18 protein-coding genes and 2 tRNA genes are annotated in these 20,828 nt (G+C 71.8%); 13 read left to right on the forward strand and 7 right to left on the reverse strand.

Annotation, left to right across the window (positions count from 1 at the left end; all coding sequences use genetic code 11):
- Positions 1 to 191: 191 nt before the first annotated feature.
- The gene (pepN, locus tag C1708_RS21540; protein WP_106414217.1) at positions 192 to 2,768 is read right to left on the reverse strand and encodes an aminopeptidase N; all 2,577 of its coding nucleotides are present in this window, start codon (positions 2,766 to 2,768) and stop codon (positions 192 to 194) included.
- Between the two features lie 137 nt (positions 2,769 to 2,905).
- On the opposite strand from pepN, the gene C1708_RS21545 reads away from it, so the two are divergent.
- On the forward strand, positions 2,906 to 3,562 hold the full coding sequence (locus C1708_RS21545; RefSeq protein WP_106414218.1) for a mycothiol-dependent nitroreductase Rv2466c family protein: 657 nt from the start codon (positions 2,906 to 2,908) through the stop codon (positions 3,560 to 3,562).
- A gap of 234 nt (positions 3,563 to 3,796) precedes the next feature.
- Here the strand turns inward: C1708_RS21545 and C1708_RS21550 are convergent, their stop codons facing one another.
- Positions 3,797 to 5,176, reverse strand: a complete 1,380-nt coding sequence (locus C1708_RS21550) for an amino acid permease (protein WP_106414219.1) — start codon at positions 5,174 to 5,176, stop codon at positions 3,797 to 3,799.
- A gap of 458 nt (positions 5,177 to 5,634) precedes the next feature.
- Between C1708_RS21550 and C1708_RS21555 the strand changes: the two genes are divergently transcribed.
- The 3 genes from C1708_RS21555 (at position 5,635) to C1708_RS21565 (ending at position 7,760) form a co-directional block, all read left to right on the forward strand.
- Positions 5,635 to 6,219: a biotin transporter BioY gene (locus C1708_RS21555; protein ID WP_106414220.1), complete on the forward strand. Its 585-nt coding sequence runs from the start codon at positions 5,635 to 5,637 to the stop codon at positions 6,217 to 6,219.
- 196 nt (positions 6,220 to 6,415) lie between these two features.
- Positions 6,416 to 6,901 (forward strand): ribose-5-phosphate isomerase, encoded by a 486-nt coding sequence (locus tag C1708_RS21560; RefSeq protein WP_106414221.1) that lies wholly within the window; start codon positions 6,416 to 6,418, stop codon positions 6,899 to 6,901.
- 37 nt (positions 6,902 to 6,938) lie between these two features.
- The gene (locus C1708_RS21565; RefSeq protein ID WP_106414222.1) at positions 6,939 to 7,760 is read left to right on the forward strand and encodes an Fpg/Nei family DNA glycosylase; all 822 of its coding nucleotides are present in this window, start codon (positions 6,939 to 6,941) and stop codon (positions 7,758 to 7,760) included.
- An 11-nt stretch (positions 7,761 to 7,771) separates the two neighbouring features.
- Here C1708_RS21565 and C1708_RS21570 read toward each other — a convergent pair whose 3' ends face one another.
- Positions 7,772 to 9,022 carry a GNAT family N-acetyltransferase gene (locus C1708_RS21570; RefSeq protein WP_106414223.1) on the reverse strand — a complete coding sequence of 417 codons (1,251 nt, stop codon included), beginning with the start codon at positions 9,020 to 9,022 and terminating at the stop codon, positions 7,772 to 7,774.
- Between the two features lie 164 nt (positions 9,023 to 9,186).
- Between C1708_RS21570 and C1708_RS21575 the strand changes: the two genes are divergently transcribed.
- Complete coding sequence (locus C1708_RS21575; protein WP_106414224.1) at positions 9,187 to 10,365, forward strand: PP2C family protein-serine/threonine phosphatase; 1,179 nt, start codon at positions 9,187 to 9,189, stop codon at positions 10,363 to 10,365.
- Positions 10,366 to 10,406: 41 nt separating this feature from the next.
- Positions 10,407 to 10,841 carry an HD domain-containing protein gene (locus C1708_RS21580; RefSeq protein WP_106416415.1) on the forward strand — a complete coding sequence of 145 codons (435 nt, stop codon included), beginning with the start codon at positions 10,407 to 10,409 and terminating at the stop codon, positions 10,839 to 10,841.
- Here the strand turns inward: C1708_RS21580 and C1708_RS21585 are convergent.
- Positions 10,838 to 11,995, reverse strand: a complete 1,158-nt coding sequence (locus tag C1708_RS21585) for an acyltransferase family protein (RefSeq protein WP_106414225.1) — start codon at positions 11,993 to 11,995, stop codon at positions 10,838 to 10,840. The genes C1708_RS21580 and C1708_RS21585 overlap by 4 nt on opposite strands.
- A gap of 646 nt (positions 11,996 to 12,641) precedes the next feature.
- Here C1708_RS21585 and C1708_RS21590 point away from each other — a divergent pair.
- Together C1708_RS21590 and C1708_RS35180 are read left to right on the forward strand one after the other, a co-directional pair.
- Positions 12,642 to 12,836, forward strand: a complete 195-nt coding sequence (locus C1708_RS21590) for a hypothetical protein (RefSeq protein ID WP_106414226.1) — start codon at positions 12,642 to 12,644, stop codon at positions 12,834 to 12,836.
- A 388-nt stretch (positions 12,837 to 13,224) separates the two neighbouring features.
- Positions 13,225 to 13,407 carry a hypothetical protein gene (locus tag C1708_RS35180; protein WP_241911305.1) on the forward strand — a complete coding sequence of 61 codons (183 nt, stop codon included), beginning with the start codon at positions 13,225 to 13,227 and terminating at the stop codon, positions 13,405 to 13,407.
- A gap of 88 nt (positions 13,408 to 13,495) precedes the next feature.
- Here C1708_RS35180 and C1708_RS21600 read toward each other — a convergent pair.
- Positions 13,496 to 13,566, reverse strand: a tRNA-Gly gene (locus C1708_RS21600).
- A gap of 164 nt (positions 13,567 to 13,730) precedes the next feature.
- Between C1708_RS21600 and C1708_RS21605 the strand changes: the two genes are divergently transcribed.
- The 5 genes from C1708_RS21605 (at position 13,731) to clpX (ending at position 18,631) form a co-directional block, all read left to right on the forward strand.
- A tRNA-Pro gene (locus tag C1708_RS21605) sits at positions 13,731 to 13,807 on the forward strand.
- Between the two features lie 166 nt (positions 13,808 to 13,973).
- Positions 13,974 to 15,395, forward strand: coding sequence for a trigger factor (tig, locus tag C1708_RS21610; protein ID WP_106414227.1), 1,422 nt, complete (start codon positions 13,974 to 13,976; stop codon positions 15,393 to 15,395).
- A gap of 346 nt (positions 15,396 to 15,741) precedes the next feature.
- A complete protein-coding gene (locus tag C1708_RS21615; protein WP_030858107.1) occupies positions 15,742 to 16,347 on the forward strand; it encodes an ATP-dependent Clp protease proteolytic subunit in 606 nt (201 codons plus the stop codon).
- Positions 16,348 to 16,456: 109 nt separating this feature from the next.
- Entirely contained in the window at positions 16,457 to 17,161 is a 705-nt protein-coding gene (locus C1708_RS21620; protein ID WP_106414228.1) for an ATP-dependent Clp protease proteolytic subunit, read from the forward strand.
- A gap of 183 nt (positions 17,162 to 17,344) precedes the next feature.
- Positions 17,345 to 18,631, forward strand: coding sequence for an ATP-dependent Clp protease ATP-binding subunit ClpX (gene clpX, locus C1708_RS21625; protein ID WP_019527658.1), 1,287 nt, complete (start codon positions 17,345 to 17,347; stop codon positions 18,629 to 18,631).
- An 87-nt stretch (positions 18,632 to 18,718) separates the two neighbouring features.
- On the opposite strand, the gene C1708_RS21630 is transcribed toward clpX, so the two are convergent.
- Positions 18,719 to 19,681 (reverse strand): hypothetical protein, encoded by a 963-nt coding sequence (locus C1708_RS21630; protein ID WP_106414229.1) that lies wholly within the window; start codon positions 19,679 to 19,681, stop codon positions 18,719 to 18,721.
- Positions 19,682 to 19,718: 37 nt separating this feature from the next.
- Positions 19,719 to 20,753 carry a hypothetical protein gene (locus tag C1708_RS21635; RefSeq protein ID WP_106414230.1) on the reverse strand — a complete coding sequence of 345 codons (1,035 nt, stop codon included), beginning with the start codon at positions 20,751 to 20,753 and terminating at the stop codon, positions 19,719 to 19,721.
- Positions 20,754 to 20,828 lie beyond the last annotated feature (75 nt).

Raw genomic sequence — 20,828 nt, forward strand, 5'->3', positions numbered from 1 at the left:
ACTAAAGGACGCCTGTTCGGATACCGAAACCCCCTGGTCCGTTCGGGTGAGCGTGCTGGGTTACGGGCTGAATGCCCGCGTTCGGTAACGGCGGTTGCGCGGGGTCCCTCCGGGAAACCCGGGGGCTTCCCGGAGGGGGGCCGGGGTCCCGGGACCGGATGGTCCCGGGACCCCGGCGGGAGGCGCGGCTGTCAGCCGGCCGCCGCGTCGCACGCCTGGCCGCGCAGGGCGCGGGCCAGGTCGTCGCGGGCCTCCAGGACCAGGCGGCGCAGGGCCGGGGCCGCGTTCTCGTGGGCGGTGAGCCAGGCGTCCGTCGCGTCCAGGGTGGCCCGGGAGTCCTCGTAGGACGGGAACAGGCCGCGGACCACGTCCATGCCGATCTGGATGGACCGCTCCGTCCACACCCGCTCGATCACCGCGAAGTACTTCTCCGCGTACGGCGCGAGCAGCTTCCGCTGGGACGGCCGGGCGAAGCCCGCGATCGTCGCCTCCACCAGCGCGTTGGACAGCGCGTCCGACTCCACGACCTGCGCCCAGCACTGCGCCTTGACCGCCTCCGACGGGCGGGCCGCCAGACAGCGGACGTGGTGACGCCGGCCGGAGGCGGTGTCGTCCCGGGCCAGCTCCTCGTCCAGCCGCTTCTCGTCGGCCGCCCCGTGCGCGGCCAGCGGCTCCAGGAACGCCCAGCGCAGCTCCTGGTCCACCTCCAGGCCGGGCAGCGTCACCGTGCCGTCCAGCAGCGAGGTCAGCAGCTCGAAGTCGGCGGGAGCGCACGCCACGTGGGCGAGGAACCGCGCCCACGCCAGCTGCTGCTCGCTGCCCTCGCCGGCCGCCCGGAGCTGCTCCGCCGCGCCCTCGGCGAGCCGCCGTCCGGCCTGCTCGCGCCGCTCGGGCGCGGTGTAGTGCACGACCGCCGACTCCGCCCAGGCGTGCAGCATCTGCAGCACGCCGATGTCGGTCTCCCGGCCCGCGAACCGCAGCACCAGCTCGATGAAGTCCCGGGCCGGCAGCAGCGCGTCGCGCGTCATGTTCCACAGCGCCGACCAGCACAGCGCGCGGGCCAGCGGGTCGGTGAGATCGCCCAGGGCCTCCCGCAGCGTGGCCAGCGAGGTGTCGTCGAAGCGGGTCTTGCAGTACGTCAGGTCGTCGTCGTTGACCAGCACCAGCTCCGGCGCGTCCGCGCCCGCCAGTTCCGCCACGACCGTGCGCGGCCCCTCGACGTCCGTCTCGGCCTGCGCGTACCGCTCCAGGGCGCCCGTCCCCGTGCGCCGGTACAGGCCCACCGCGACCCGGTGCGGGCGCAGTTCGGGATGTGACTCGGCGGCCTCCTGCACGACGGCCAGCTCGTCGACCGTGCCGTCCGCACGCAACAGCACCTGCGGGGTGAGGGAGTTGACCCCGGCGGTCTCCAGCCACGCCCGCGACCACGCGGCCATGTCCCGCCCGCTGGTCTCCTCCAGCACCGACAGCAGGTCGCCGAGCCGGGTGTTGCCGTAGGCGTGCCGCTTGAAGTAGCGCCGGGCGCCCTCGAGGAACGCGTCCTGGCCGGCGTACGCCACGAGCTGCTTGAGCACGGAGGCGCCCTTGGCGTAGGTGATGCCGTCGAAGTTGAGCTTGGCGTCCTGCAGGTCGCGGATGTCCGCGGTGACGGGGTGCGTGGAGGGCAGCTGGTCCGCGCGGTACGCCCACGCCTTGCGGCGGTTGGCGAAGGTGATCCAGCCGTCGGTGAAGCGGGTCGCGCCGACGAGTGAGAAGGCGCCCATGAAGTCGGCGAAGGACTCCTTCAGCCACAGGTCGTCCCACCACTCCATGGTGACCAGGTCGCCGAACCACATGTGGGCCATCTCGTGCAGGATCACGTTGGCCCGGCCCTCGTAGGAGGCCTGCGTCACCTTGCCGCGGAAGATGAACTCCTCGCGGAAGGTCACCATCCCCGGGTTCTCCATCGCGCCCAGGTTGTACTCCGGCACGAACGCCTGGTCGTACTTGCCGAACGGGTACGGGTAGTCGAAGTGGTCGTGGAAGAAGTCCAGGCCCTGCTTGGTGACCAGGAAGACGTCGTCGGCGTCGAAGTGCGGGGCGAGCCCCTTGCGGCACATCGCGCCGAGCGGGATCTCCAGCCGGGTGCCGTCCTCGAAGACCCGCTCGTAGCGGTCGGTCACGTAGTGGTACGGACCCGCGACGACACACGTGATGTACGTCGAGATCGGCTTGGTCTCCGCGAACCGCCAGACCCCGTCGGCCAGTTCGCCCGCGCCGTTGCTCCACACCGTCCACCCCTCGGGCGCCCGCACCTCGAAGCGGTACGGCGCCTTGAGGTCGGGCTGCTCGAAGTTGGCGAAGACCCGGCGGGCGTCGGCCGGCTCGTACTGGGTGTAGAGGTACACCTCGCCGTCCTCGGGGTCGACGAAGCGGTGCATGCCCTCACCGGTGCGGGAGTAGGCGCACCGCGCGTCCACGACCAGCTCGTTGTCGGCGGCCAGGTCCTCCAGCAGGATCCGGCTGCCGTCGAAGACCTGGCCGGGGTCGAGGTCCCGCCCGTTCAGGGACACCGCCGTCACGCTCGGCGCGATCAGGTCGGCGAAGCTGCTCGCCCCCGGCTCGGCGCACCGGAACCGCACGGTGGTGACCGACCGGAAGGTGCGCGGGCCGTCGCCGCTGTGCGCGCCGACCGCGGACCGCAGGTCCAGGGACACCTCGTACCCGTCGACGGACAGCAGCGCTGCCCGCTCCCGGGCCTCGTCACGGGTCAGGTTCTCACCGGGCACGGGCGGACTCCTCATGCGTCGTCGACACGGATGGACAGCACCGATCCTGCCATGCGCCCCTGACGCGGGGCAGCCGGGAATGGCCGGGGCGAGCCCCGGCGTTGCCACGGGGGAACACCGCCTTCACGAGGAGCGACATGTCGGACAAGTCTCCCGTCACGCCCGTCACGCCCGTCGACTTCTGGTTCGACCCGCTGTGCCCCTGGGCCTGGATGACCTCCCGGTGGGTGCTGGAGGTGCAGAAGCAGCGGGACCTGGACGTCCGCTGGCACCTGATGAGCCTCGCCGTCCTCAACGAGGACAAGCTGGACGAGCTGCCCGCCGAGTACCGCGAGATGCTCGAGGTGAAGGCCTGGGGCCCGGTCCGGGTGGTCATCGCGGCGCAGGAGGAGCACGGCCCGCAGGTGCTCGGCGACCTCTACACCGCGCTCGGCACCCGCATCCACAACCAGGGCGAGGGACCGGGCAAGGAGACGGTCGCCGCGGCGCTGAAGGACGTCGGCCTGCCCGAATCGCTCATGGAGCACTGGGACGGCACCCCGTACGAGCCGCAGCTGCGCGCCTCCCACAAGGAGGGCATCGACAAGGTGGGCCAGGAGGTCGGCACCCCGGTGATCGCGGTCCCCGGCCCCGACGGCGAGGAGATCGCCTTCTTCGGCCCGGTCGTCACGCCCACCCCGCAGGGCGAGGAGGCCGTCCGGCTGTGGGACGGCACCCTGGCGGTGGCCTCGGTCCCGGGCTTCTACGAGATCAAGCGCACCCGCACGAAGGGGCCGGACTTCAGCAACCTGTGACCGCCGGTCGCGCCGCACCGGAAAAGCGCACGGAAGCCCCCGCGAGTCCTGTCCTCGCGGGGGCTTCCGCGTGCGCGCCCGCCGGGTGAGAGGTGAGAAGACGGTCACGGGGCGAACGCTTGTTGCGACTCTCTTGCAACTGCACGCTATCAGCGGAAAGCGGTCTCCGTGAGCTGGAGGGCGCACGGGGAACGGCCCCCGCGTGTCCGCGCGGGGGCCGTCGGGAGGAGCACGTCAGCGGCGCCCGCGCGTCCGCTGCCAGGCGTATCCGATCGCCGCGAGCACCAGCGTCATCGCGCCCGTCGAGTACAGCTGCACCCGTGTGTCCGGCTCCCGGGCCATGAGCACGAAGACCGTCGCCATGCCGGCCAGCGCCACCCAGGTCAGCCACGGGAACGCCCACATCCGCACGGTCAGCCGCTCCGGCGCCTCACGCTCCAGCCGGCGGCGCAGCCGCAGCTGGGAGACGGCGATGAAGATCCAGACGACCAGGATCACCGCGCCGATCATGTTCAGCAGCCAGGCGAAGACGTCGTCCGGCCGCCAGTAGCTCAGCAGCACGCACAGGAAACCGAAGACCGAGGAGGCCAGCACGGCGACGCGCGGCACCCCGCCCGACACGCGGCCCAGCAGCTTCGGGCCCTGGCCACGCTCCACCAGCGAGTAGCCGATGCGGGAGGCGCCGTAGATGTTGGCGTTCATCGCGGACAGCAGCGCCACCAGCACGACCGCGTCCATCAGCCGGCCGGCGCCGGGGATGCCGAGCCGGTCGAGGGCGGCGACGTAGGGGCCGTCCTCCACCACCTCGGGGGAGTTCCAGGGGACGAGGGCGACGATGACGGCCATCGAGCCGACGTAGAAGAGGGCGATGCGCCACATCGCGGTGCGCACCGCGCGCGCCACGCCCCGGACCGGGTCCTGCGACTCGGCGGCCGCGATGGTCACGGTCTCCAGGCCGCCGTACGCGAAGACGGACGCGAGCAGGCCGACGACCAGGCCCTCGGCGCCGTTGGGCAGCAGCTCGGTGAGGTGGGAGCCGCCCGGCGAGTCGGTGCCGGGCAGCACACCGGCGAGCGCCAGCACGCCGAGGACGAGGAACAGGGTGATCGCGCCGACCTTGAGGGCGGCGAACCAGAACTCGAACTCGCCGAAGTTCTTCACCGCGGCGAGGTTGGTCCCGCAGAACACCACCATGAACAGCGCCACCCAGGCCCACTCGGGCGTGCCCGGCAGCCAGCCGCTGACGATCTGCGCGGCGCCGATGCCCTCCAGGCCGACCGCGGTGCACAGCAGCACCCAGAACGCCCAGCCCGCGGTGAACCCGGCCCAGGGCCCGATGGCCCGCTCGGCGTGGGAGGAGAAGGACCCGGAGGAGGGGTACGCGGCCGACATCTCGCCCAGCATCCGCATCACCAGCATGACCAGCAGGCCGGAGAGAGCGTAGGCGATCACGATGGAGGGGCCGGCGGCGGCGATGCCCGCGCCGGAACCGACGAACAGTCCCGCGCCGATCACCCCGCCGAGGGCGATCATCGACAGGTGGCGCTGCTTGAGACCGTGCGAGAGGGAGGCGCCCTCGGCGTCCGGGGGCGTCTCGGCCGTGGTGGGGGGCATGGGTGCGGCTCGTCCAAGGGGGAGACGACAAAAACGCCCCCAGTCTGGGCGGCCGCCCGGCGATCACGGGGCGGCCGCCCAGCATATGGACGGCAATCAAGCGGAGGGTCACAGTCCGATCACTGCGGGGTGGCCGTCACACGACGCCGGGCGTCCGGCCCACGCGGCCGGACCACGGCGCGGACCGCTGCCCGGACCGTGACCGGCGGACGGGACGGCGCCCCCGGACACCGCCGCCCGCGTTGGCGGATCCCTACAGCCGCCGCCGCACCGGGCCGTGTCGGCGACACCACGTCACCCCAGTGACCGGTGTCACCTCCCGCGAGGTGTGGCCCCCCTCCTTTGTCCGGAGCCCACCAACTCCCTGTTCGCGCCTTTGTCGAGCGCTGCTGGTGATCGGCGCGGGGGCGCCGGTATAGCGTCGCCGTGTTCCCCTTGCCCTCACTCCGGGAGTCCCCATGAGCACTGCCACCGTCACCACCGCCCGGCCCGGACAGGTCCTCGCCGACCTCGTCCCCGCCTCCCGCGTCCGGGACGCGGCCCTCGTGCTCGGCGGCGCCGCGCTCACCGGTCTCGCCGCCCAGATCGCGGTGCCCGTGCCCGGCTCCCCGGTGCCGGTGACCGGCCAGACCTTCGCGGCGCTGCTCGTCGGCACCACCCTCGGCGCCCGCCGCGGCTTCGCCTCCCTCGCCGTGTACGCGCTGGTGGGCATGGCGGGCGTGCCGTGGTTCGCGGAGGGCAGGTCCGGGATGGGCATGCCGTCCTTCGGCTACGTCCTCGGCATGCTGCTGGCGTCCGTCGTCGTGGGCGCCCTCGCCCGCCGCGGCGCCGACCGCTCCGCCTGGCGCACGGCCGGCACCATGCTGCTCGGCTCGGCGGTCATCTACGCCGTCGGCGTGCCGTACCTGGCCCTGGCCACCGGGATGTCCGCCTCCGCCGCGATCGCGGCCGGCCTGACCCCGTTCCTCATCGGTGACGCGCTCAAGGCGGCGCTCGCGATGGGCCTGCTGCCCACCGCCTGGAAGCTCGTCGACAAGCGCTGACGACTCCCTCGCACGCCGAAGGGCCCGGCGGGCGCCTCCGCAGGCGCCCGCCGGGCCCTTCCGTCGCTTCAGGAGCGGGGCCGGCCCGCCCGCGCCCCGTCCCGGTCCGGGACGGCGGCCCGCCGTCCGCGGCTCACGCTTTTCGCGCGTCCCACCCCGCGCCGCTTCCCCGCACCGGCCGTGTCACACTCGACGCATGCGCGTGTATCTCGGCTCCGACCATGCGGGCTACGAACTGAAGAACCACCTCGTCGAGTGGCTCGAGGAGGCGGGACACGAGCCCGTCGACTGCGGCCCGCACCTCTACGACGCCCAGGACGACTACCCGCCGTTCTGCCTCCGCGCCGCGGAGCGGACCGCCGCGGACCCCGGCTCCCTCGGCATCGTGATCGGCGGCTCCGGCAACGGCGAGCAGATCGCCGCCAATAAGGTCAAGGGCGTACGGGCCGCCCTCGCGTGGAGCGAGCAGACCGCCGCCCTGGGCCGCGAGCACAACGACGCCAACGTGGTCGCCGTGGGCGCGCGCATGCACACCCGGGAAGAGGCGACCAAGTTCGTCGAGATCTTCCTCAACACCCCGTTCTCGGGCGACGAGCGCCACATCCGCCGGATCGACATGCTCTCCTCCTACGAGACCACCGGCGACCTCCCCCCGATCCCGGCGCACCACCCGCAGCAGTAAGGACCGCGAGCAGGCAGCGAAGCGAGCGAGGGGGACCGTGCCCGAGGGACACACCATCCACCGGCTGGCCGAGGACTACGCCAAGGCCTTCCCGGCGAGCTCGCCCCTGCGCGTCACCAGCCCCCAGGGCAAGTTCAGCGACGCCGCGGCCCTCCTCGACCGCACCCCGCTGCGCACCACCGACGCCCACGGCAAGCACCTCTTCCTGGGCTTCGGCGACCCCGGGCGCCCCGAGTGGGTGCACATCCACCTCGGCCTCTTCGGCAAGGTCACCTTCGGCCCCGCCCCGGCGCCGCCGCCCACCGACACCGTGCGGCTGCGCCTGGCCGGCGACGGCGCGTACGTCGACCTGCGCGGACCCACCACCTGCGCCCTGATCACGGAACCCGAGAAGCGGGCGGTACACGACCGGCTCGGCCCGGACCCGCTCCGGCCCGACGCCGACCCCGAGCGCGCGTACCGCAGGATCAGCCGCAGCCGCACCACGATCGCCGCGCTCCTCATGGACCAGAAGGTCGTCGCCGGCGTGGGCAACGTCTACCGCGCCGAGGTGCTCTTCCGGCACGGCATCGACCCCTACCGGGCCGGCAAGGACATCACCCGGGAGCAGTGGGACGCGATCTGGGACGACCTGGTCGCGCTGATGCGGGAGGGCGTCCGCACCAACCGCATCGACACCGTCCGCCCCGAGCACACCCCCGAGGCCATGGGCCGCCCGCCGCGCGTCGACGACCACGGCGGCGAGGTGTACGTCTACCGCCGGGCGAACCGGCCCTGCCACATCTGTGGCGGCGAGATCCGCACCGCCGATCTCGCCGCCCGCAACCTCTTCTGGTGCCCGGGCTGCCAGCGCCCCTGACCCGCCCCGGGTCAGAAGCCGTGCGGCAGCCACGGCGCCGGGTCGCTGCCGAAGGCGAGGGACGCCTCGGCCAGCGCGCCGCCCCGCAGCTCGCGCACCCGTCCGGCCGCCGCCAGCGCGGTCAGGCTCACCCCGCCCAGGTAGGCGGCGCCCAGGTCCCGCACGGACAGAGCGAGTTCGGCCGTGTCCCGGGTGCGCTCGCAGGACGCCCCCTTGGCGTCCCCGCTCAGCCGCCAGCGCCCCGCGTTCCACGGGCAGAAGGCGTCCTCCACCTCCAGCACCACGTCCACGGGGGTCCGGTACGTGCGCGCCGCCAGCGCCGCTGCGACCTCCACCGGCCGCACGTAGAGCGCGTCCCGGCGGGCCGGACGGCAGCGCCGTATGTCCGACACCAGGTACTGCCAGCCCTCGTCGACCGGCCGCCCCCGGGCCACCAGCGACGACGTCAGGTCGATCTCGAACAGGAACCGCCACAGCGCCGCATCCGCCGCCGGGTCCAGCGACTCCAGGGCGCTCAGCACCACCTGGCCCTCGGGCCCGCCCGGATCCCAGGACGGCTTCACCCGGAACCGCGCGTACCCGACGCTCTCCCCGTCGCGCTCGGCGACCACGCACTGCAGCGGCGACGCACCGCCCCGCTCGCTCGCCGGGTCGAGCAGTCCGACCCGCTCCCAGCCGGGCCGCCGCGCCAGCATCCCGGGCCGGCCGGGCACCAGCCGGGCGTAGATCCCCTCGCAGACGTCCAGCACCTCGGCGGGCTCCGCGTACCGCACGTGTACGTCATCCGTGCCGTCCGGCACCGTCAGACCCGTGCGCACGGTGTCGATCTCCGCGTCCAGCTGGAAGGTGGCCGCTCCGTAGCCGAACCGGCCGTAGATCGCCGGCTCCGACGCCGTGAGCACCGCCAGCGGCTCGCCCCAGGAGCGGACGTCGTCCAGCTGCCGCCGCATCATCGACGTCAGCACCCCGCGCCGCCGGTGCGTGGCCGCCACGCTCACCATGGTGACGCCCGCGGCCGGCACCGAGGCCCCGCCGGGCACCGTCAGCCGGAACGAGAAGGCGCCCGCGGTCCCCACGCACCGGTCACCGTCCCAGACGGCCAGCGAACGCTCGAACTCGGTGAGGGAGCGCCACAGTTCCCGCTCCTCGTCCGACTCCGGGACGCCGCCGAAGGCACGCACGAGGTTCCCGTACATCATGTCCCACTCGTCCGGCCGCAGGGCCCGCAGCTCGGGCGCGCGGCCCGTCCGATCGTTCGTCATGAGGCATGCCTACCAGGGCTCCGCGATCCGGGCGAGGCAATTTCCGCCGCCCCGGTCCCAGAACGCCCCCGCGTGAAGTTCACTGTGAGTCAGGTCCCCGTCCGAGGGGACAAGCTGGACCTCCCGTGCCAAGCGGCCGGTTGGATGGATAGGGTCCCGAACTGATGGCAGCAGGACGAGAGCGGCGCGCGGCGGCCGAGACGTTCACGGCCCGGGTGAAGAAGCAGTGGCACCGGGTCCGCGTCGGCGTGCGCCGGGCCGCCGTCGACTGGTTCCGCGGCGACGGCTCCGACTGGATCGCGCTCGTCGGGCTGCTCCTCACCGTCCCGCTGATCACCGCCGGCACCCTCGCCAACTCCGTGTGGTGCGCGCCGGCCGCCCTGTGCGTCCCGATCGTCGCGGGCGGCCTGCTGCTGCGCCCGGCCAGCCTGCTCGGACTGTACGCGGCGGCGGCCACCGCGCTGATCGTGGAAGCCGTCCAACTCGGCCCGTACACCGAGGGCGTGGCCCGGGTCACCCCCGGCGTGGTCCTGGTCGTCGCGGCCTGCGGCTTCTTCGGCCTGCTCGTCGCGCAGTTCCGCAGCCGGGTCGGCGTGCCCTGGCGGCGCGGCGGCACCATGCTGTTCGACCTGCGCGAACGCATCCGGGTGCAGAGCAAACTGCCCAAACTGCCCTCGGGCTGGCACCGGGAGATGGCGCTGCGCCCGGCGGGCGGCCAGTCCTTCTCCGGCGACTTCGTGGTCGCGGCCCGCACCAACGGCGGACGCACCCTGGAGGTCGTCCTCACCGACGTCTCCGGCAAAGGCATGGACGCCGGATCGCGCGCCCTGCTGCTGTCCGGCGCCTTCGGCGGACTGCTCGGCAGCCTGCCCCCGCACGACTTCCTGCCCGCCGCCAACGGCTATCTCCTCCGCCAGGACTGGGACGAGGGGTTCGCCACCTCCATCCACCTCGTCCTCGACCTGGACTCCGGCGACTACGAGCTCTACTCCGCAGGACACCCGCCGGGCCTCCAGCTCAGCGCGGGCAGCGGCCGCTGGGAGGAGAAGGCGGCCGACGGCCCCCTGCTGGGCGTGTACGACGGCGCCCAGTTCGACCCGGTGAAGGGCTCGCTGCGCCCCGGTGACGTGCTGATGCTCTTCACGGACGGCCTGGTGGAGACCTCCGACCGGGACATGGTCGAGGGCATCGACCGGCTCACCGGCGAGGCCGACCGCTATGTCGCCGGAGGCTTCCACGACGCCGCCTGGCACCTCATCGAGGCCGTCGCCAAGGACGTCAACGACGACCGGGCGCTGCTGCTGATCTGCCGCGAGGGCCCCACCGCGGCCGCCGCCCGCTGAGCGGCGCCGGGCACACTGGAGACGTGGACCGGACACCGATCATGGACCTGGCCGAGGTCGAGGCCGCCGCCCGCGCCGCGCACGCCGGCCAGACCGACAAGGCGGGCCGCCCCTACGCCGGACACCTCCAGGCGGTCGCCGAGGGCGTACGGCGGCGCGGCGGCGACGACGAGCAGGTCGCGGCGGCCTGGCTGCACGACGCCGTGGAGGACGACAGGCTCAGCCACGCGTGGCTGGAGGAGGCGGCGCTCACCCGGCGCACCAAGGACATCGTGCGCGCCGTGACCAAGCGGTCCGGCGAGCCGCCCGAGGACTACGCGGCCCGCGTCCTGGCCACCCCGGGCGCGCTGCTGGTGAAGGAGGCGGACCTGGCGCACAACGCCGACCCGGCCCGCCTCGCCGTCCTCGACGACGCCACCCGCACCCGGCTGACGGCCAAGTACGCGCGGATGCGCGCCCTCCTCGGCCTGGCCTAGACGGAGACCTTCTCGCCGGGCGCGCGCACCTCGGCGGTCCGGGGCCGCTCACGGACCCGGACCGCTCCGCCCGCGTCCTGCCGGAACGCCCAGTCCATGCGCGGCTCCACCACGCACCGCAGCGCCCGCTGCACCGGCCGGGTGCACATCAGCGTCACCGCGGCGGCCGCGAAGAGGGTGAGGCCCAGCACACCGAGCGGCTCGCGCAGCGCGGGCTGGTCGTAGAAGTCCGTGTAGTTGCCCGCCCGCACCAGGAAGGCGTGCAGCAGATAGCCGTAGACCGTGCCCGCGCCGAGGGCCGTGAACCACATGCGGCGGCGCGGCACCCAGGCGAAGAAGCAGACGGTCGTCACCAGCGAGCAGCCGAGCGTGGCGGCCACCACGAGCGGCCCGGCCCACCAGGCGGCGCCCAACTCCTGGGCGGCGTCGCTGTGGTACAGCCAGCCGAGCCGCAGGTGCGGGATCGTCCACCAGGCCGCGACCGCCACCGCGACGAACACCGGCACGGACAGCAGGCGCACCGAGCGGCGCTTGACCATCCGGAAGTGCTCGGGCCGCAGGGTCAGGCCCAGCACGAAGAAGGGGAGGAACTGCAGCACCCGCTGCAGCTCCAGGTCGTCGCCGATCTGCGGGGACACCGAGCCCAGCGCGGCGAGGACCAGCGAGACCGGCAGCGGGTGCCGGATCGTCTTCCACACCGGTGTGGTCAGCCGCCACACGAACAGCGCGCACAGGAACCACAGGTGGTAGGTGGGGTCCAGCAGCGTGATGCCGCGCTCCGGCTCGTCGTTGCCGTAGCGCGCGAAGAGGGAGTACGCGGTCTCGAAGACCACGTAGGGGACGACGACTCCGGTGATCAGCCGCTGGATGTGCCGAGGGCGCAGGTCGAAGCTGCGGGAGAAGTAGCCGGAGATGAGGATGAACGCCGGCATGTGGAACGTGTACACGACCCGGTAGGCGGTCTCGACCGCCCCGTCGTGCAGGATCTGTCCCCAGGCGTGGCCGACGGCCACCAGCACGATCGCCAGGTACTTGGCGTTGTCGAAGAAGGCGTCGCGCCGTCTGCCGCCCGGTGCGGGCCGGGAGTCCTCGGGGGTCCGCGCCGGAGGGAGCGGCGTCCTGCTGTTGCCGTACGGTCGCTGCGAGTTCGTCACTGGCCCTCCCGGCGGGGACGCGGGAAGGCGATCGGGGAGCTCGCTGCGCTTGCGGGGGACGAAGCAGCGTGGAACATCTCAGGCACCCTAGCGTTGTCCTCGGGAATCCGTAAAACGCCCGACGTCATTCCTGGTTATCGCGTTCGAGTACCCCTGATTCGGCAATGCGCGCATGCCGTCGGCGTGAGGGGCGACACAAGGGAAGGTGTGCCGCTTTGCCTCCCGTTCCGGCCCTTTTTGTCAGGATCGTCCCGGACCAATCCGGTCATCGGGGCGTGGGGCGACTCCGATGACGTGTTCCCTTGTCCGGGCGGAATACGGGGCATTCGAATCACTTGCGAACACATGGTGAGGGTGCGGGGAGGGAGACGTCCGCAAGTCGCGCATAAACGCTCAGGAGATCTTCCAATTCCCCGCGCTGGTGTTCTCTCGAATTGCCGTGCGGCAAACAGATGTTGCATCCGAAAGGCCCGCGAGCCGCCGCGGTCCGTCCGTCGCGCCGGCGACGACGGCACGGCTGTGGGGCGGATGATGTGTCAGCCTCCGCATGACCCGGGCGTGTTGGTGGCACGATGGTTCTGGCGGGGTGCGCGGGGATGCGTCGCCCGGGCCGGCGAAGCCGAACCGACCAAGGGTGTGATCAGTTGTGGCCATTTCACTGTCAGTGGTGCTGCTGTTGGCGATCATCCTGGTGGTGCTGATGAGAGGGGGCTCCCTCAAGCCCGGCCCGGCGATCGTCGCCGTCCTCTTCGGCTTCTTCCTCGCCTCGACGGGCATGGCCGACGACATCCAGCGGTTCCTGGACTCGATAGCCGACATGATCAACTCGATCAGCTTCTGACCCCGCCCCCCGTCCCCACGCGGCAGCGGTCCGCACACTGACACGGCTCGGGGCCGGTCCGGACACGCCCGGACCGGCCCCGAGCCGTGTCGGGAGGGCGACGGGAACGGGCAAGCGCCCCGGAAGGCCGTCCCGGCCGCGCCGATCAGCCTCGCGCGCCGCATGCGCCGCTCCCGCACCACCCCCTCCGCGGCCGAAGGCGTGCGGCAACGCCATGACCGGCGGCCGGATCGCGGACCGGCCGCCGGCGCGGTGTCCGCAGCGAGGTCCTGGAGCCGGGGGCCGGACGGTGCCCGGCACCTGCACCGTCCGGCCCCCGCACAGGGAGCACACCCCGCCGGCCGCCCATGAGGGTCCGCGGTACCAGATCCGCCTGACCACGCGGAGCATGGAGATGGGGGAGCGCGACGCCCTGCTGTGGCGGCATCCGCTGCCGGAGCTGCGCCTGATCGCCGAGGGTCCGCGGCTGCGCGTCCACCACGACGGGCGCGAGGCCGGGACGATGGTGCTGGAGCGGCCGGACGCCGCACAGGAGATACGCGGCGTCGCCAGGCGGCACGGGGCCGCCTGACCGGGCACGAAGGACCGGGGCGGCCTGGGGACGACGAAGGCCCAGGGAGCGGGTACACACCCTCTCACCTGGGCCTCAGCCCTTCCGGAGCGGGCGACGGGAATCGAACCCGCGTAGCCAGTTTGGAAGACTGGGGCTCTACCATTGAGCTACGCCCGCACGGTGCGCGCCGCGCGTTTGCGACCGCGGCACCGACAGGCATCGTAGCGGGTCGCACGCCCTCGACGCACACCCCGTGTCCGGCCGGCCGCCGGGTGCCGCACCGCGGAGGCAAAGGCGGCGGCCCTTTCGCCCGCGTGCATGTACCCTACGGATCGACCAGACGGGGTGTGGCGCAGCTTGGTAGCGCGTCCGCTTTGGGAGCGGAAGGCCGTGGGTTCAAATCCCGCCACCCCGACCAGCCATCTCCTCACCATCGGTGATCGCAGCCTTTTGGGTGCCGCAGTCGCTGCCGTTACTATGCAAGCTGCACGCCCGTGTGTCTCTGAAGTCCTCCGGGCGGCGAATCGGCCGGACCGTTCTGGTCCCGGCAGAACCCGAGAAGTCAGCCACAAGGAGACCGAACCGTGAAGAGCGCCGTGGAGACCCTGAACCCGACCCGGGTTCGGCTCACTGTCGAGGTGCCCTTCGAGGAGCTCAAGGACAGCCTCGACGCGGCGTACAAGAAGATCAACCAGCAGGTCACGGTGAAGGGCTTCCGCAAGGGCAAGGTCCCGGCCCGGGTCATCGACCAGCGCTTCGGCCGCGGTGCGGTCCTGGAGGAGGCGGTCAACGACGCCCTCCCGAAGTTCTACACCGACGCCGTGAACGAGGCGGAGCTGAGCCCGCTGGGCCAGCCCGAGGTCGACATCACGGAGCTGAAGGACGGCGAGACGCTGAACTTCACCGCCGAGGTCGACGTCCGCCCGGCCATCGAGATCCCGGACTACTCCGGCATCGAGGTCGAGGTCGACGCCGTCGAGGTCACCGACGAGGACGTGGAGAAGTCGGTCGAGGAGCTCCGTGAGCGCTTCGCCTCCACCTCCCCGGTCGAGCGGGCCGCCGAGGACGGCGACGTGGTCACCATCGACCTGGAGGCCAAGGTCGAGGGCGAGGTCCTCGAGGACGGCGTCGCCAACGGCGTCTCCTACACGATCGGCTCCGGTGAGCTGCTGGACGGCATCGACGACGCCGTGAAGGGCCTGGAGGCCGGTGGCGAGGCCACCTTCACCTCCGAGCTGAAGGGCGGCTCGGCGGCCGGCAAGGAGGCCGAGGTCACCGTCAAGGTCACCCAGGTCGCCAAGCGCGAGCTGCCCGAGCTGGACGACGAGTTCGCGCAGCTCGCCTCCGAGTTCGACACCCTCGAGGAGCTGAAGGCGGACAGCCGCAAGCGCCTGGAGAACATGAAGCAGTACGACCAGGCCACGCAGGCGCAGGAGCGCGTCCTGGACAAGCTGCTCGAGCTGGTCGAGGTCCCCGTCCCCGAGAAGCTGCTCGAGGACGAGATCAACACCCGCAAGCACAACCTCGAGCACCACCAGCTGGGCCAGATGGGCCTGGACCTCGCGAAGTACCTGGAGATCCAGGGCAAGACCGAGGAGGAGTTCGAGAACGAGACCCGCGAGGCCGCGATCAAGGGCATCAAGACCCAGTTCGTGCTCGACGAGCTCGTGAAGCAGGAGAAGCTCAACGTCAACCAGGAGGAGCTCACCGAGCACCTCATGCGGCGTGCGGCCTCCTCCGGCATGTCCCCCGACCAGTTCGCGCAGGCCGTCGTCGAGCAGGGTCAGGTCCCGCTGCTCGTCGGTGAGGTCGCCCGCGGCAAGGCCCTGGCCGTCGTGGTCGAGAAGGCCACGGTCAAGGACACCAACGGCGAGATCGTCGACCTCGACGACGAGGAGGACGAGGCCGCCGAGGCTCCTGAGGCCGAGGCCGCGGAGACCGAGGCCGCGGAGACCTCCGCCGACGAGAAGGCTGACGAGAAGGCCGAGGAGAAGACCGAGGGCTGAGCCCCCGGCACGGTGATCGACTGAGAAGGCCCCGGGGTGAGACCCCGGGGCCTTCTCACCACCCGGAACGGCCGATACCTCCAGGGGCGCGGGGAACCGCGCGATCAGCCACGACGCGCCCGCAGCCGGGCACCGGCCGCACGCCTCACGGCGAGAGCCCGCACGGCCCCGCCGACTACGCCCCCGGCGAACACCCCCATCTCCGGGATTCCCCGAAGGGACCCGCGCGTTAGGGTCCATGAATACCAGGGCAGTGGAGTCTCCGATACGGCTCCCGCCCCGCAGGGAACACGTGAGACGGCCCGGCGCCGTCGTAAGACGAGCAGGTGGATACGTGACGAATCTGATGCCTTCAGCCGCCGGCGAGCCTTCCATCGGTGGTGGCCTCGGCGACCAGGTCTACAACCGGCTGCTCGGCGAGCGGATCATCTTCCTCGGCCAGCCGGTCGACGACGACATCGCGAACAAGATCACCGCACAGCTGCTGCTCCTTGCCTCGGACCCCGACAAGGACATCTACCTCTACATCAACAGCCCCGGCGGTTCGATCACGGCCGGCATGGCGATCTACGACACCATGCAGTACATCAAGAACGACGTGGTGACGATCGCCATGGGTCTCGCGGCGTCCATGGGGCAGTTCCTGCTCAGCGCCGGCACCCCCGGCAAGCGCTTCGCGCTGCCCAACGCCGAGATCCTGATCCACCAGCCCTCCGCAGGCCTCGCCGGCTCCGCCTCGGACATCAAGATCCACGCCGAGCGGCTGCTGCACACCAAGAAGCGCATGGCCGAGCTCACCGCCCAGCACACGGGCCAGACGGTCGAGCAGATCACCCGTGACTCGGACCGCGACCGCTGGTTCGACGCCTTCGAGGCCAAGGAGTACGGCCTCATCGACGACGTGATCGCCACGGCCGCCGGCATGCCGGGCGGCGGCGGCACCGGGGCCTGAGCGGACCCCGCGAGGCTCCACGAGCCCCGTGGGACCCCGCCCGGGCCCGTGAGAGCCCGGGGGCCCCAGCAGCCCCAGCCGACCGCCTCAGCCCCTTTCAGGAGACACCGTGAACGCATTCCCCGGCAGCGGGATCCACGACCGTACGCAGGCCGCGCAGGACACCGGCTCGCAGGGCCGCTACACCGGTCCGCGGGCCGAGTCCCGTTACGTCATTCCGCGCTTCGTCGAGCGCACCTCCCAGGGCATCCGCGAGTACGACCCGTACGCGAAGCTCTTCGAGGAGCGCGTGATCTTCCTCGGCGTGCAGATCGACGACGCCTCCGCCAACGACGTCATGGCGCAGCTGCTGTGCCTGGAGTCGATGGACCCCGACCGGGACATCTCGGTCTACATCAACAGCCCCGGCGGCTCCTTCACCGCGCTCACCGCCATCTACGACACGATGCAGTACGTGAAGCCGGACATCCAGACGGTGTGCATGGGCCAGGCCGCCTCCGCCGCCGCGGTCCTGCTCGCCGCCGGCACGCCCGGCAAGCGCATGGCGCTGCCGAACGCCCGGGTGCTGATCCACCAGCCGTACAGCGAGACCGGCCGCGGTCAGGTCTCCGACCTGGAGATCGCCGCCAACGAGATCCTCCGCATGCGCACGCAGCTGGAGGACATGCTGGCCAAGCACTCCACCCGCCCGATCGAGAAGATCCGCGAGGACATCGAGCGCGACAAGATCCTCACGGCCGAGGACGCGCTGGAGTACGGCCTGATCGACCAGATCATCACCACCCGGAAGATGGACAACTCCAGCCTGCGCTGAGGCGGGGCTGGGGTGTAACGTCTGCCGCCCCTTGGCACGGTTTGGCACGGTCCACGTCAAAGTGAACCGTGCCGAGGGGGGCCCGTACGGGGGGCCAGGCAAGGTACCGTCGGACATAAGGCAGCACCAGGAGCCGCCGGACACGGACGTCCGGTCGTCTCCCAGGCGAAGGGGAAGCACACCGTGGCACGCATCGGTGACGGCGGCGATCTGCTCAAGTGCTCGTTCTGCGGCAAGAGCCAGAAGCAGGTCAAGAAGCTCATCGCAGGGCCCGGTGTGTACATCTGCGACGAGTGCATCGACCTCTGCAACGAGATCATCGAGGAGGAGCTCGCCGAGACCAGCGAGGTCCGCTGGGAGGAGCTCCCCAAGCCCCGCGAGATCTACGAGTTCCTCGAGGGGTACGTGGTGGGCCAGGAGGCGGCCAAGAAGGCCCTCTCCGTCGCGGTGTACAACCACTACAAGCGCGTCCAGGCCGGGGAGAACGGCGGCGCCCAGGGCCGTGACGACGCCATCGAGCTGGCGAAGTCCAACATCCTGCTGCTGGGCCCCACGGGCTCCGGCAAGACGCTGCTGGCGCAGACCCTCGCCCGCATGCTGAACGTCCCGTTCGCGATCGCCGACGCCACGGCGCTCACCGAGGCCGGCTACGTCGGCGAGGACGTCGAGAACATCCTGCTCAAGCTGATCCAGGCCGCCGACTACGACGTCAAGAAGGCCGAGACCGGGATCATCTACATCGACGAGATCGACAAGGTCGCCCGAAAGAGCGAAAACCCGTCGATCACCCGGGACGTCAGCGGCGAGGGCGTGCAGCAGGCCCTGCTGAAGATCCTCGAGGGCACCACCGCCTCCGTGCCGCCGCAGGGCGGACGCAAGCACCCGCACCAGGAGTTCATCCAGATCGACACGACGAACGTGCTGTTCATCGTGGGCGGCGCCTTCGCCGGTCTGGAGAAGATCATCGAGGGCCGGGCGGGCGCCAAGGGCATCGGCTTCGGCGCGACGATCCGCTCCAAGCGGGAGATGGAGTCCAAGGACCAGTTCGAGGAGGTCATGCCGGAGGACCTGGTCAAGTTCGGCATGATCCCCGAGTTCATCGGCCGGCTCCCCGTCATCACCAGCGTGCACAACCTCGACCGCGAGGCGCTGCTGCAGATCCTCGTCGAGCCGCGCAACGCGCTGGTGAAGCAGTACCAGCGTCTCTTCGAACTCGACGGCGTGGAGCTGGACTTCGAGCGCGAGGCGCTGGAGGCCATCGCCGACCAGGCGATCCTGCGCCAGACCGGCGCCCGCGGCCTGCGCGCCATCATGGAGGAGGTCCTCCAGGGCGTGATGTACGAGGTGCCGTCCCGCAAGGACGTGGCCCGCGTGGTCATCACCGCCGACGTGGTGCTCTCCAACGTCAACCCGACCCTCATCCCGCGCGACTCGCGCGGCCGGGGCTCGGGCGAGCAGAAGACGGCGTAGTCCGCACGCCTCCCGGGCGTTCGGGCACAGGACGACGAAAGGGCGTCCGGCGCACCGCGCCGGACGCCCTTCTCCTGTGCCCGGGGCCTACTGGGCGACCCGGACCTCCTCGCGCACGTCGGCGGCCAGCTCCGCGGACTCGTCGAGCGAGTACGTCTTGCCGGCGGCGGTCGGCTCGACCACGGCGACCGTGCTGTAGTCGGCCCACACGCACATGAACGTCGTCTGGTCCTTCTTGGTGACCGGGTGCTGGGTCTCGGCCTCCTGGCACTTCATCACGGCGCCGTCCAGCCCGCCGGGGGACACCGACTTGGGCTCGCCGACCAGGTTGACCTTCTCGTCGTCGGTGTTCTTGTGCATCTGCGTGAACATCACGTCGAGCGCCTTCTCCGGGTCCTCGACCTTGCCGTAGACGCCGAAGTAGGTGATGTTCTCCGCCGACTCCAGCTTCGTCACGTCGGCCGAGTCCTCGGGGTCGAGCTGCGTGAGGTCGATGGTGGAGTAGACGGCGCCGACCGAGGTCGCGTCGCTCACGCCGGCCGTCGCCAGGTCCTTGGCGTCGCTGGAGCTGGCCTCCTTCTCCTGCGCCGGGCCCTGACGGTCGTACTTGTTCGAGAGGACCGACGAGGGTGCGGTCAACTTGTGCGGGCCGTCGTCCTCCAGGCCGCCGGCGCCCCCGCCGCCGCCGAGGAGGAAGTACGCGCCCACGCCGATGGCCGCGACGACCGCGACCGCGCCGACGACGATCCCGGCCTTCTTGCCGCCGCCTCCGCCGGACGCCGGGGGCTGGGGCGGCATGCCGTACTGCGGCTGGCCGTACGGGGGCTGACCGTACTGCGGCTGCTGCGGCGGAACTCCCGGGTGTCCCGGGTGGCCGGGCTGCTGCGGGTGGCCGTAACCGGGCTGGCCGGGCGGGGGCGTCTGCTGGGGGTAGCCGTAGCCGGGCTGGCCGGGCGGGGTCTGCGGCGGCTGGCCGTACGGTCCCGGCTGGCCGTAGGGGCCGGGCTGCTGGGGCTGCCCGCCGTACGGGCCCGGCTGGTTGAAGCTCATGACTGGGTTCCCCCTCGTGTTCGCTGCTGCGGTGCCGTCAGACCTTGACGCGGATCTGCTCGCGGAGCCGGGTGGTGAGGTCGACCGCCGTGTCCTTGTCGACCCCCGTGCCGGCGTTGTCGCCGGGCGAGACCATGCCGACCGTGCTGTGGTCGGCCCAGGCGCAGAACCAGTCCGTCGACTCCTTCTCGGTGAGCGCGTTGGTGCTCTTCGTCGACTGGCACTTCGCCACCGTACCGGCGATCTCGACCTCCTCGGGCTCGCCGATCAGCTCGGCGTTCTGCATGCCGCCCGAGGAGCCGGAGGACGCCTTCTCGACCTGCTCCTGGATGTTGGAGAAGAACTTGTCCAGCGTCTTCTCCGGGTCGGCGATCTCGCCGTAACCGCCCACCATGGTGACGCCCTTGGCGGTCAGCAGTTCGGAACGGTCGGGGAAGTCGCCCGCGGTGCCGGGGTCGGCCGGGTCGTAGTCGCCGAAGTCGGCGGTGGACCACTGGCCGAGGACGGCGGTGCCGTTCTCGACCCCGCTGCTCTCCATGTCCTTCGCGGTGTCGGAGCCGCTCTCCTCGGCGCCGTCGCCGAACCGGTCGTACTCGCCCAGCACGGTCTTCGGCGTGGTCAGCTTGTGCGGGCCGTCGTCCGTCAGTCCGGCCGCGCTGCTGCCGCCGTCGCCGCCGAGGAGGAAGTAGGCGCCCACGCCGATGGCCGTGACGACCGCGACGGCGCCGACGACGATCGCGGCCACCTTGCCGCCGCCTTTGCCGCCGGAGGCGGGGGGCTGGGGCGGCATGCCGTACGGGGGCTGACCGTACTGCGGCGGCTGGCCGTACGGGGGCTGACCGTACTGCGGCGGCTGGCCGTACGGGGGCTGACCGTACTGCGGCGGCTGGCCGTAGGGCGGCTGCTGCGGGTGGCCGTGGCCGGGCTGGGCGGGCGGGGGCGTCTGCTGGGGGTAGCCGTAGCCGGGCCGGCCGGGCGGGGTCTGCGGCGGCTGGCCGTACGGTCCCGGCTGCCCGTACGGACCGGGCTGCTGCGGCTGCCCGCCGTACGGGCCCGGCTGGTCGTGACTCATGACGGGGTTCCCCTCCGGACGCTTACCTGGTGCTGACATCCTGGCTCAGAGTCGGCGACCCCAGACCGGCGGGGG

The sequence above is a fragment of the Streptomyces sp. DH-12 genome (assembly GCF_002899455.1).
Classification (GTDB): Bacteria; Actinomycetota; Actinomycetes; order Streptomycetales; family Streptomycetaceae; genus Streptomyces.